This window comes from Methylophilus sp. UBA6697 (assembly GCF_002454655.1).
GTDB lineage: Bacteria > Pseudomonadota > Gammaproteobacteria > Burkholderiales > Methylophilaceae > Methylophilus.
The window spans coordinates 12,232-24,499 of the sequence record NZ_DKJH01000026.1 but is presented as its reverse complement, the minus strand read 5'-3'; the positions used below and the strand labels follow the sequence as shown (position 1 = coordinate 24,499).

13 protein-coding genes are annotated in these 12,268 nt (G+C 52.4%); 8 read left to right on the top strand and 5 right to left on the bottom strand.

Annotated elements, in window-relative coordinates; translation table 11 throughout:
* Window positions 1–17: 17 nt before the first annotated feature.
* The 8 genes from B3355_RS07995 to B3355_RS07960 all read left to right on the top strand — a co-directional run bounded on the left by B3355_RS07995 (window position 18) and on the right by B3355_RS07960 (window position 8,639).
* Window positions 18–722, top strand: coding sequence for a cell division protein FtsQ/DivIB (locus B3355_RS07995; RefSeq protein ID WP_019883477.1), 705 nt, complete (start codon window positions 18–20; stop codon window positions 720–722).
* Between the two features lie 36 nt (window positions 723–758).
* Entirely contained in the window at window positions 759–1,997 is a 1,239-nt protein-coding gene (gene ftsA, locus B3355_RS07990; RefSeq protein WP_019883476.1) for a cell division protein FtsA, read from the top strand.
* 82 nt (window positions 1,998–2,079) lie between these two features.
* Complete coding sequence (gene ftsZ, locus B3355_RS07985) at window positions 2,080–3,243, top strand: cell division protein FtsZ (RefSeq protein WP_019883475.1); 1,164 nt, start codon at window positions 2,080–2,082, stop codon at window positions 3,241–3,243.
* Between the two features lie 114 nt (window positions 3,244–3,357).
* Window positions 3,358–4,293, top strand: coding sequence for a UDP-3-O-acyl-N-acetylglucosamine deacetylase (gene lpxC / locus B3355_RS07980; protein WP_292782393.1), 936 nt, complete (start codon window positions 3,358–3,360; stop codon window positions 4,291–4,293).
* A 5-nt stretch (window positions 4,294–4,298) separates the two neighbouring features.
* Window positions 4,299–4,481 carry a hypothetical protein gene (locus tag B3355_RS07975; RefSeq protein ID WP_019883473.1) on the top strand — a complete coding sequence of 61 codons (183 nt, stop codon included), beginning with the start codon at window positions 4,299–4,301 and terminating at the stop codon, window positions 4,479–4,481.
* A 673-nt stretch (window positions 4,482–5,154) separates the two neighbouring features.
* Entirely contained in the window at window positions 5,155–6,402 is a 1,248-nt protein-coding gene (locus tag B3355_RS07970; RefSeq protein WP_292782389.1) for a lytic transglycosylase domain-containing protein, read from the top strand.
* A 56-nt stretch (window positions 6,403–6,458) separates the two neighbouring features.
* Entirely contained in the window at window positions 6,459–7,421 is a 963-nt protein-coding gene (locus tag B3355_RS07965) for a complex I NDUFA9 subunit family protein (RefSeq protein WP_292782387.1), read from the top strand.
* A gap of 6 nt (window positions 7,422–7,427) precedes the next feature.
* Window positions 7,428–8,639, top strand: coding sequence for a multifunctional CCA addition/repair protein (locus B3355_RS07960; RefSeq protein ID WP_292782385.1), 1,212 nt, complete (start codon window positions 7,428–7,430; stop codon window positions 8,637–8,639).
* Window positions 8,640–8,655: 16 nt separating this feature from the next.
* Here the strand turns inward: B3355_RS07960 and B3355_RS07955 are convergent, their stop codons facing one another.
* The 5 genes from B3355_RS07955 to argB all read right to left on the bottom strand — a co-directional run bounded on the left by B3355_RS07955 (window position 8,656) and on the right by argB (window position 12,220).
* On the bottom strand, window positions 8,656–9,591 hold the full coding sequence (locus B3355_RS07955; protein ID WP_292782384.1) for a GGDEF domain-containing protein: 936 nt from the start codon (window positions 9,589–9,591) through the stop codon (window positions 8,656–8,658).
* Window positions 9,592–9,735: 144 nt separating this feature from the next.
* Window positions 9,736–9,960, bottom strand: coding sequence for a DUF2788 domain-containing protein (locus B3355_RS07950; protein WP_292782381.1), 225 nt, complete (start codon window positions 9,958–9,960; stop codon window positions 9,736–9,738).
* Between the two features lie 23 nt (window positions 9,961–9,983).
* Window positions 9,984–10,601: a nucleoid occlusion factor SlmA gene (gene slmA / locus B3355_RS07945; protein ID WP_051502169.1), complete on the bottom strand. Its 618-nt coding sequence runs from the start codon at window positions 10,599–10,601 to the stop codon at window positions 9,984–9,986.
* Window positions 10,602–10,642: 41 nt separating this feature from the next.
* On the bottom strand, window positions 10,643–11,299 hold the full coding sequence (locus tag B3355_RS07940; RefSeq protein ID WP_292782374.1) for a pyrimidine 5'-nucleotidase: 657 nt from the start codon (window positions 11,297–11,299) through the stop codon (window positions 10,643–10,645).
* A 39-nt stretch (window positions 11,300–11,338) separates the two neighbouring features.
* Complete coding sequence (argB, locus tag B3355_RS07935; protein ID WP_292782371.1) at window positions 11,339–12,220, bottom strand: acetylglutamate kinase; 882 nt, start codon at window positions 12,218–12,220, stop codon at window positions 11,339–11,341.
* Window positions 12,221–12,268 lie beyond the last annotated feature (48 nt).

Here is a 12,268-nt window from a genome sequence, read left to right as displayed (position 1 = left end):
AGAGGACGACTACGACGATGTGGGATAGACCAACATTGCTGAACTGGATCGCCAACCTGCTGTTTTCACTGGCAGTGGTGATGCTGCTTTACGCCATGTTGTTTGTGGTGCTGCATTTGCCTATCTTCCCGGTCAAGCAGGTACAGGTCGAAGGCAACCTGGATCATGTCAATCATGAGCAGATTCAGTTGATCGTCAGCAAGTACCTCAAGGGGAACTTCTACACCCTGGATTTGCAGCGTACGCGTGCCGCATTTGAAAAATTGCCCTGGGCACGCAAGGTGAGTGTACGTCGCCAGTGGCCGGACACCATTGTCGTGCAGATTGAAGAACATCAGGCCCTAGGTCGCTGGGGCGGCGTGGCACTGGTCAACCGCCATGGTGAGTTGTTCCAGGCCGCGTCTGACGAACAATTGCCGACTTTTTACGGCCCGGGCGATGCGATCAAAGAAGTGGCGCAAGGCTATGCCAGTTTTGCCCAGATGCTGACGGATACACCACTGCAGATTCAGCAGTTGAGTTTGTCCTCACGCCGTGCCTGGGAGATCAAGACCGTGGATGGTCGACAAATGATGCTGGGCCGTGAAGCGGCCAAGCAGCGATTACAACAGTTTGTGTCGGCGTATCGCCAGCAGGCAAGTATCGCGGAAAGTGACTGGCGTTATGCCGATTTGCGTTACCCCAACGGCTTTGCCTTGCGCATGCCGCGCAGTGGCGCCTGAGAATAAGACTGCCAGAAAGAAGTTCAAGGAAAAGACATGAGTAGAGTCAGAGAAGATAAGAATTTAATCGTGGGGCTGGATATCGGCACCTCGAAGATTGTTGCGATTGCGGCCGAGATTTTGCCGGAAGGCACATTGAAGGTGATTGGTGTCGGGCAACATGCTTCCCGTGGCTTGAAAAAAGGCGTGGTGGTGAATATTGACTCCACCATGCAGGCGATTCAGCGTGCGATTGAAGAAGTCGAGCTGATGGCGGATTGCAAAATTAATACCGTGTACTCAGGCATTGCTGGCAGCCATATCAAGAGCCTGAATTCACATGGCATGGTGAAGATTAAAGAGAGCGAAGTGTCGCAGATGGATATCGACCGCGTGGTGGAAACCGCCCGCGCGATTGCCCTGCCTGCTGACCAGCAGATTCTGCATATCCTGACCCAGGAATTCATTATCGACGGTCAGGAAGATGTGCGCGAACCCTTGGGTATGAGCGGTATTCGCCTCGAGGTGCGTGTGCATATCGTCACTGGCGCCATTGCGGCGGCACAGAATATCGTCAAGTGCATCAAGCGTTGCGGACTCGAAGTGAGTGACCTGATTTTGCAACCATTGGCGTCGAGTGAGTCCGTACTCACTGATGATGAAAAAGAACTGGGCGTGTGCCTGGTGGATATTGGTGGTGGTACGACTGATTTGGCTGTGTTCAAGAATGGCGCCATTCGTCATACGGCCGTGATCCCAATTGCCGGTGACCAGATTACTAATGACATCGCGGTGGCCTTGCGCACGCCGACGCAGTCAGCAGAAGAAATCAAGGTCAAGCATGGCTGTGCCTTGCGCCAGCTGGCTGATCCGCGTGAAGTGGTGGAAGTGCCGGCGGTGGATGGCCGTGAGCCACGCCAGTTGTCTTGCCAGGCCTTGACCGAGGTGATTGAAGACCGGGTGGAAGAGATTTATGAGTTTGTGCAGCAAGAGCTGCGCCGCAGCGGCATGGAATCCATGATTGCCTCCGGTATTGTGATTACTGGTGGCGCGGCACAGATGCGCGGCATGGTTGAGTTGGGTGAAGAAATTTTCCATACCCCGGTACGCCTGGGCGTGCCCAGGGGCGTGGAAGGATTGTCCGAAGTGGTGGGCAATCCACGTTATGCCACCGGCATAGGCTTGTTGCTGATGGCCAAGCAGCAGGTAGAAAAACAAATGGTGGGTAATTTGCAATCTGGCTCAGTTGGCAGATTGCTGGAGCGGATGAAGAGTTGGTTTACCGGTAATTTTTAGGGTTTTGTTGTTTTTTAAACTGTTTTAGGGCGAGTGTGCGGGGCAAACCAATCACTCAAATAATAGGCAATGGAGGGTTAGTATGATTGAGATTTTTGACAAAGAGAATGACGGCGCCGTGATCAAGGTAATTGGTGTCGGTGGTTGCGGTGGTAACGCCGTTGAGCACATGATGACCAAGAGCGTGACTGGCGTTGAGTTTATTTGCGCCAACACCGACATGCAGGCACTGAAGAAGAGCCATGCCAAAGTCGTGCTGCAAATTGGTTCTGATATCACCAAAGGTCTGGGCGCTGGCGCCAAGCCGGAAATCGGCCGCGAAGCTGCTTTGGAAGACCGCGACAGCATTGCAGAAACCATTGATGGTGCTGACATGTTGTTTATTACTGCAGGTATGGGTGGCGGTACTGGTACTGGTGCGGCACCCATTATTGCCGAAGTGGCGCGTGAAATGGGTATCCTGACGGTGGCTGTGGTGACCAAGCCTTTTGCATTTGAAGGCAAGCGCGCCAAAGTGGCACAAGAAGGCCTGGAAGAACTTTCACAGTATGTCGACTCTCTTATCGTTATCCCTAACGAAAAGTTGATGGACGTATTGGGTGAAGACGTGACCGTAGTGGAAGCCTACCGTGCTGCCAACGACGTGTTGCATAACGCAGTTTCTGGCATTGCTGAAATCATCAATTGCCCAGGTATGGTCAACGTCGACTTTGCTGACGTACGCACCGTGATGTCTGAAATGGGCATGGCGATGATGGGGTCTGCCGAAGCTAGCGGCCCTAACCGTGCACGTATCGCGGCTGAACAAGCGGTGGCCAGCCCGTTACTGGAAGACGTCAACCTGGCAAACGCCCGTGGTGTATTGGTCAACATCAGCGCCAGTGGCAGCTTCAAAATGCGTGAATACTATGATGTGATGAACACCATCAAAGAGTTCACCGCTGAAGATGCGACCGTGATCGTGGGTAATGTGATGGACGAAAGCATGGGTGACAACCTGCGCGTGACCATGGTAGCCACCGGTTTGAACGGTTCACTGGGCAAACGCCAGGCCAAGCCTGAGCTCAAAGTCATGACCACGCTGCGTGACGGTACGACCAACCAGCCGATCTTCAACACGGTGGTGGAAGAAGATGAGCCAGCGGTATTTACCAGCAACAGCCGTCGTGCACAGGTTGAAGCCATGAAAAACTCCGGGATTGAAGAATATGATATCCCAGCGTTTTTGCGTAAACAGGCTGATTAATCGTCAGGGTTGGATTGCCTGACCAGCAAAGGCTGGTGCAATCTTGCCATGCGATTAAATGGCTAGTGACGGATTGGCTTATAATAATAGTGATTCATTAACACAGAGAAAACCATGTTAAAGCAACGCACGCTTAAACAATCGATCAGCGCCACTGGCGTTGGGCTGCACAGCGGTGAGAAAGTCACGCTGACGCTCAAACCTGCGCCCGCTGATCACGGAGTGGTGTTCCAGCGTGTCGATTTGCCCGATACGCCTGCCATGCGGGTCGCCCCGACGGCAGTGAATGACACTCGCCTGAGCTCCGCCCTAGAGTTTTCAGGTGCGCGCGTTGCAACCGTGGAGCATTTGATGTCTGCCCTCGCCGGTTTGGGGGTAGATAATGTGCTGATAGAACTGACGGCCGCTGAAGTGCCCATCATGGATGGCAGTTCAGGGCCGTTTATCTATTTGCTGCAGACTGCGGGTCTGCAAGAACTGGAAGTGCCGAAGAAATTTGTGCGCATCCTCAAGCCGGTTGAAGTGACCGATGGCGATAAATGGGCAAAATTTACGCCGCACCATGGCTTTAAAGCCGAATTTACCATTGATTTTGCACACCCTGTGTTCGAGTTCTCCGGCAAAACCGTGACCATTGATTACGATAGCCAGAGTTACGTCGACGAAATCAGCCGTGCCCGCACGTTTGGTTTTATGCACGAGGTGGAATACCTGCGCGCGAATGGTTTAGCGAAAGGTGGCAGCCTGGATAATGCGATTGTGCTGGATGAATATAAAGTCCTCAATGGCGGTGGCTTGCGCTATAACGATGAGTTCGCCAAACACAAGGTACTGGATGCGATTGGTGATCTGTATATTCTGGGCTACCCGATTATTGGCCAGTTTACGGCCTTTAAATCTGGCCATGCGCTGAATAACCAGTTATTGCGCGCTTTGCTGGCAGATGAGAGCGCCTGGGAATATTGCACCTTTGACAATGATGCACAGGCGCCGGTTGGCTTTCTTAAACAACGCGACTATTTTAGTCCGGCCCCTTTGCTGCCTGCCTGATTCATATGTGGTGGATACGTATTTTATTTACAGTGCTGGTGATCAGTACGCTGGTACTGGTACTGTTAGGATGGCAAACTGGCCAGCCACGTTATTGGCGCTGGCTCAAAACCGTCTGGCGCAGTGGCTTTGTGCTATTGCTGCTACTGTTGCTGTTTTTCTTTCTGAGTCGCTTGGCCAGAATTTAACTGTCGTCACGTCGTGTACGTGATCGTTGACACATGAAGACTAGACTCATTTCCCTCCTTATTTTTGGCGCCTGTTTGCTCGGTTTGGCCAAGTCAGTCTTCGCTGGAGATGGCGATGTCTATCTCCAGGCCAAGCAGGCCTATCAAACCCGCAACCTGCCACAACTCGCTGAGGCTACTGAAACCCTCAGGCAGCGTCGTTCGCCCTTATTGCCCTACCTGCAATACTGGCAAATGATCCTGACCATGGACCAGCTGTCTTACACCCAGGTACAGGTATTTTTGCAGGAAAACAATGAGTCCCTGTTATCACAGCGCGTACGCGAGCTGTGGCTCAAACGGCTGGGCCGCGTACAGTTCTGGGACCAGTTTATCGAGATGCGCGCGCAAATGCCGATGTATTACAGCATCAATGATGTGGGTAACCAGTGTTACCAGGTACAGGCAGGTATTGCGCTGGATGACCCCAATGCCTATGAAGATGGCAAAAAACTGCTGCTGGCAGGTAAAGATTTGCCCGCAGATTGTCAGGGCATGCTTGAAGCCTTGCAGCAAGTGGGCGTGCTGGATGAAAAGCTATTGCTGACCTTGTATCGCGATGCCTTGTTTAGCAATAAAACCGGCCTGGCCAAAGTGTTGGCCAAACGTAGCAGCAAAACNNCGTGCGCTGTACATGTATGCGATTCATCGCCAGGCCAAGGCGGATCTTGGCGTGGCTAAAACCAGCTACCAGAAATACAGCGGTTTGCTCGATAACGATGAAAAGCAACTGGCTCAGGCCTATATGGCACTCGAAGCCGCGCGCAAGCATGAGCCAGAGGCATTGCAGGGCTTTGGCAAAGTCAATGCCACGTTGTTAAGCAGTGAGCAATGGGAGTGGTATGCACGCACTGCCTTGCGCCAGCAAGACTGGGGCACGGTGCTGAAAGTCATTAATGACATGCCGGCCGTCTTGGCTGAAGAGTCCACATGGCGTTATTGGAAAGCACGTGCATTGATCGCCAAAGGCCAGGTGGCGGATGCTAACCAGATACTGGCCAAGCTCTCCCAGGAACGTCATTTTTATGGCTGGCTGGCGGCGGAAGATTTGGGGCCGGTGGTCAGTGAGCCAATGGCGACTTATCAGCCCAGTGATGAAGAAGTTCGCCAGTTCGCCAAACAACCCGCAGTGAAACGCATGGAGGCCCTGTTCGATGTAGAGGCCCGCTATGAGGCGCGGCTGGAGTGGATGTATCTGCTAGAAGCGCTGGATGATCCTACGCGTATCGTCGCCGCACAATATGGTTTGTTAAAGGGCTGGTACGATCTCGCTGTGTTAGCTGCAGACAAAACCAGTCGTACGCACAATTTTGAATTACGCTACCCGACGCCGTATCGCGATTATTTGCAAAAAGCTTCGCGCAGCCGCGCCATTGACGAAGCCTGGGTCTATGGCATTATCCGCCAGGAAAGCCGTTTTATGCACTACGCCAAGTCATCGGTGGGGGCAGGTGGCCTGATGCAGGTAATGCCTGCTACCGCCAAATGGATTGCTAAAAAACTCGGCTGGAGCAGTTATAACGATGGCATGTTGCACGACATTGATACCAATGTGAACCTGGGTACTTATTACATGCGCTATACACTGGATACCTTTAACGGCCAGGAAGTGATGGCGACGGCGGCTTATAATGCAGGTCCCAGCCGCGCCAGGCGTTGGGCAGCCAACGCCCCCTTGGAAGGCGCCATTTACGCAGAAACCATCCCGTTTAGTGAAACACGCAATTATGTGAAAAAAGTGTTGGCTAATGCGCATATGTACGCCCCGCGGTTGGGCCTGCCCATGCTGACACTTAAAAAACGTTTGGGCACCATCCCTGCCCGCGGTACGGGTGACGTTGAAAACGTGACCACCACTATCAGCATTTCGGAGCAGGAGTAGCTTGCATCTGGATTTTGGTACAATAGGGCTAATCGCAAGACGGATCAGGAATAAGCATGATGAAGACAGTGACTGTATTAGGTGGTAGCGGCTTTGTAGGCAGTAGTGTAGTTGCCAGGTTAGACCAGGCAGGCTATCAGGTCAAAGTACTGACGCGCCGTCGCGAACAGGCCAAGCACCTGATCCTGTTGCCCAATGTGCAGGTGGTTGAAAGCGATATCCACGACCAGGCCGCACTGAAGGCGCAACTGCAGGGCAGTGACGTGGTGATTAACCTGATCGGTATTTTGCATCAGACCAGCGACGACGGCTTTGAAAAAATGCATCACCAGTTTCCGCGCCGTGTCGCGCAATTATGCGAAGAGTTAGGCATTCCACGCTTGTTGCATATGAGTGCCTTACAGGCTTCTGTGAATGCGCCGAGTGAGTATTTGCGCAGCAAAGCGGCTGGCGATCAGGCCGTATTGGAATTTAGCAAGAAACTGCATGTCACCATTTTCAGACCCTCGGTTATTTTTGGGACCCGCGACCGCTTTATTAATTTATTCGCCAAACTGATACAGGCTATTCCGGTGCTGGCGCTCGCCATGCCGCAAGCCAAGTTTCAGCCAATCTGGGTAGAGGATGTCGCCGCTGCCATGGTTAATGCTGTGGATGAACCCGCAACTTATGGCAAAACCTATGAGTTGGGTGGCCCGGCCATCATGACCTTGCAGCAAATCATGGAAGCGGTGATGAAGACGATTAACGTACAACGCCCCATTATTGGCCTGAGCCTGAATATGTCCTTGTTGCAAGGCAGTTTTATGCAGCTGCTACCGATCAAACTCCTCTCTCGCGACAATGTGAAATCGATGCAGGTGGATAATGTCTGCCAGCAACCGATGGCGAATGAACTGTGTGTGGTGCCTACGGATATGTTTGCGGTGATCTCGGGTTACCTGGTGAAGAACAATCCGCGCGGCGCTTATGATCAGTTTCGTGCCGCTGCCGGTCGTGTCATTAACGCCAGGCGCTAACCAGGCATGCAGATTTACCAGGTAGGCGGCGCGGTCCGCGATAGTCTGCTTGGCTTGCCGGTGAAAGACCGTGATTATGTGGTCGTCGGTGCCACGCCGGAACAAATGCTGGCTGCAGGTTATCGCGCCGTTGGCAAAGACTTCCCGGTGTTCCTGCACCCCAAGACTCAGCAAGAGTATGCGCTTGCGCGAACTGAGCGTAAAACCGGCAAAGGCTACAAAGGATTTAGCGTCTATGCTGATCCTGAAGTGACGTTGGAAGAAGATCTCGCGCGACGCGATTTTACGATCAATGCCATCGCGCAAGCGGAAGATGGCAGCCTGATAGACCCTTTTAGCGGCCAATTAGATATCCAGAAAAAAGTCCTTCGACACGTCACCGATGCTTTTGGTGAAGATCCGGTGCGTATCCTGCGCGCCGCCCGTTTTTTAGCGCGGTTTACCGAGTTTACTGTCGCGCCAGAAACCTTGTCCCTGATGCGCGAGATGGTGGCTGCCGGCGAGGTTGACGCGCTAGTGCCTGAACGTGTGTGGCAGGAAATCGCCAAGGGCCTCATGGAAAAACAGCCTAGCCGTATGTTCGAGATGTTGCGTGACTGCGGCGCGTTGAAAATCATCCTGCCTGAGCTTGAGCGCTTGTGGGGAGTGCCGCAAACGGCTACGTATCACCCGGAAATCGATACCGGCATTCACGTCATGATGGTGATTGATTATGCCGCCAAGCAAGGCTACAGCTTGCCAGTCAGGTTTGCTGCACTGACCCATGATTTGGGCAAGGGCACAACACCTGTAGAGGTATTGCCGCGCCATATTGGCCATGAGTTGCGCAGTGTGGACCTAATTCGCGAAGTGGTTGCCCGCTTGCGGGTGCCGAATGATTGCAAGGATCTGGCACTGGTCGTGGCTAAATATCATGGCAAATTGCACGCCGCCCGGCAAATGAAAGCCAGTACTTTATTGCAGTTTCTCGAAGAGCTCGATGCTTTCCGCCAACGTCCACGTTTCGCGGATTTTTTGCTCGCTTGTGAGTGCGATAGCCGCGGGCGCTTGGGGTTGGAGGAATGCCCCCTGGAAGATGCCGCGCATCTGACCATTGCCTTGCAAGCGGCACTCACTGTAGATGCAGGTACCATTGCCAAACAATGCAGTTCTCCTGCCCATATCAAGCAATCTGTGGCCGAGGCGCGTATACACGCCATTCAGGCCGCGCTGCATTAGCGCCGCCAGGCCTGCTTTAGATGCTTTTTACCTCAATCCGATTCCTGCCATTGCGTTTGGCTTGATACATCAGGGCATCCACAGATTCAACAAATGTTTTGAGGTCATCGGTTTGGCTGGGGGTGATGCTGCCCGCACCAACACTAATCGTCAGTATCTGGCTGACTTCTGATTTTGCATGCGGGATTTGCTCTTTGAACACCAGGTTACGGCAACGCTCGGCAATTTTGCTGGCCGACACGTCATTGGTCTCTGGCAGGATCAGCGCAAACTCTTCACCGCCAAAACGGGCAAAAAAATCCTTGGCGCGCACACCAGCTTGCGCCAGTGTCTGAGCCACCTGCTTGAGCACTTCATCGCCTTGCAGGTGTCCGTAAAAATCATTGAACTGCTTGAAGTAGTCGATATCAATCATGATCAGTGATAACGGCTGCTGGTGTTGTCTGGCTTCCAGCCATTCGCGTTCCAGCACCGTATCAAACATGCGGCGATTGGCGACACCGGTCAAGCCGTCTTTGTAAGAAAGCTCTTCCAGTTTTCTTTGCATGATCAGCAATTGCTCTTCGGTCTTTTTACGTTCACTGATATCAAACATAAAGCCGATGAGCGCTTCGGGCTCACCGCCAGGCGTCCGTATGACATGCACGACATCACGTATCCAGACAAAATCACCAGTGGCCGTCAGTGCGCGGTAATCCGCTTCGTGATCCAGGCCTTGCAGCGATTGCTGTACGCAAAAGTTGAACACACGTTCACGGTCTTCTTCATGAATACGGTTAACCCAGTCTTCAACTGATTGCCAGCTCGATGGTGCCCAGCCCAGCAATGGCTCGATTTGCGGGCCGATGTAGCTGAATTGCTTGCTAGCCCAGTCTATCTTCCACGGGATGGCCTTGGTCGATTCGAGTAACGTTTTGTAGATGTCACTGTCGTTGGGAGGGGAGTTGTCCATATCACGCAAGTATTTATCACTATGTATGGCTTAGATTAGCGGACTGCGGCAAACGCCGCAATAGTCCATTGGCGTCATTCACGTAATAAAGCGTTAATCAGGTGAGCCACGGCATGGCTGGCGGTGACCTGTTTAGCTGTGAGATTATTGGATATTCAGGTAGTGCTGAATCACCAGCTTGGCCAGGAAACCCACCATGCCTAATGTGAGCGCGAGAAATAAGGCGAATGTCCCGGTTTTACCCGCTTTGGATTTCCAGGCCAGGTTGCCGACAATAAAAACGATGAACAGAATGAGGCCGGCAAGGCCCCAGCTCATGCCAAACTCGGTCAGCTGGGCTTCATTCATGCCAAAAACAGTGGTTTCCATCTATAACGCTTTCTTACTATTGCTTATTGCAAACAGCCGGTAATCAGTTGTGTGACGTGCTGTTCAAGGTTGTCGCTGGGTTTACGCTTGAAGCCGCTTTTGGCAAAGGCATGCCAGCGGCCAAGTACAAAACTGATCATGGTGTTGGCGGCGATGCCAGCATCGGTGATTTTATTGCCTTGTGCCTCAGCAATACGCAGTGACTGCTTCAGGCTGGCTTCGAGGCGGTCCAGTAACTGGTTGATGCGGGCTTGCAAGGCGTCGTCTTCATTGACCAGCGCATCGCCTATCAGCACGCGTGACATGCCCGGGTTGCGTTCGGCAAACTTGAGCATGGTTTGCAACATCAGTTGCACTTGCTTGAGGCCGTCGGTTTCATCGGTGGTGATTTTATTCATCACGCCAAACAGCGCGCCTTCAATAAACTCAATCAGGCCTTCAAACATTTTGGCTTTGTTGGCAAAGTGGCGATATAACGCTGCCTCTGACACATCCAGTTTGGCTGCAAGCGCGGCGGTCGTGATTTTTTCACCGCGCGGTGTTTGCAGCATGCCAGCCAGTGTTTCCAGAATTTGCTGTTTGCGGTTTGCGCGTACTTCTTTATTGATGGTTGCCATAATGATTTCGGGACCCAACCCCATGCTGATGTTGTTATTTTGACCGCTATTTTAACTGTATTCGCTTAGCACGGGAATGCATAGGGTGCTTTTTTCAATGCACTGTGAGTGAGTGCCAACACATGTGGCAACCTATATTGCACAAAGTTTGGTTTGTGCAATCGACGGCTGATCCATACAGTGCGCATGCCGAGTCGTTTGGCTGTCATCAGAGCGGGCAGGCTGTCTTCAAACAGGGTGCAGTCTTCGGCGCGGCATTGCAGTTGCCGCAATAACAGGCGAAAACCACGGACGCTGGGTTTGGCATGGAAACGGCTGGATTCGACGCTGAATACCAATGAAAAACAATCGGCAATACCCAGCACTTCCAGCACATGCAGGGCATACGCGCGCGGCGCATTGGTGAAAATGCATTTTCGCCCTGGCAAGCGCTGAATCAATTGACGTAATTGCTTGGTGGTTTGCACCATGTCGTTAGTCAAAAAGGCGTGCGTTGCGGACAGGAAATGATGGGGATTGACACCATGATGGCGCATCAGGCCTTTGAGGGTAGCGCCATAAACGCGCCAGTAATGCTGGCGTAGCTGGTGCGCGGCCGCTTCTTCCATATCCAGCGTCTGCATGATGTAACGCGTCATGGATTGATTCATGACCGGGAAAATATGCGCAGAGGCATTGTGCAGGGTGTCATCCAGATCGAAAATCCACACCCTGCGCGACATATATTGCAATGCTTGATTTGTTGGTACGTAAGTGGGCGCTTACTTGGCTTTGATTAATGTGCCAACGCCTTCATCGGTCAACACTTCCAGCAATAAAGCATGTTCTACGCGGCCATCAATAATATGCACCGATTTAACACCACTGCGCGCAGCATCCAGCGCTGAGCTGATTTTTGGCAACATGCCGCCACTTAAGGTGCCGTCTTCTACCAGATCGTCAATTTGTTTGGGCGTCAGGCCGGTCAGCAGTTGGCCATTTTTATCCAGCACGCCAGGTGTATTGGTCAGCAAAATCAGTTTTTCTGCATTGAGGATTTCTGCCAGTTTGCCCGCCACCACATCGGCGTTGATGTTATAGGTTTCGCCATCACGGCCGACCCCAATCGGCGCCACCACAGGAATAAAGTCGCCACTATCGAGAAAGTTGATAATACTCGGGTCTATGGCAGAAATTTCGCCAACCTGGCCAACGTCAATCATCTTGCTCGGGTCTTTGAGGTCTTCCATCAGCAGCTTGTGCGCATGGATAAAGTTACCATCCTGCCCGGTCAGGCCCACGGCCTTGCCGCCATGGCGGTTAATCAGGTTCACAATCTCTTTGTTCACCTGGCCGCCGAGTACCATTTCCACCACGTCCATGGTTTCTTCATCAGTCACGCGCATGCCCTGGATGAACTCGCCTTTCTTGCCTAGCTTATCCAGCATTTCATTAATTTGCGGGCCGCCGCCATGCACCACCACCGGGTTCATGCCAACCAGTTTGAGTAACACCACGTCTTGTGCGAAGCACTCTTTTAGGCGCTCGTCAGTCATGGCATTGCCGCCGTATTTAATGACAATGGTTTTATCAAAAAAGCGTTTGATATACGGAAGCGCTTCGGACAGGGTTTGTGCTTTATGGCTGGAGGTCGAGGTTTGCATAGGTCAAACTTTCATTCAATCATCAGGCGATTGCAGTCAATCGGGTAC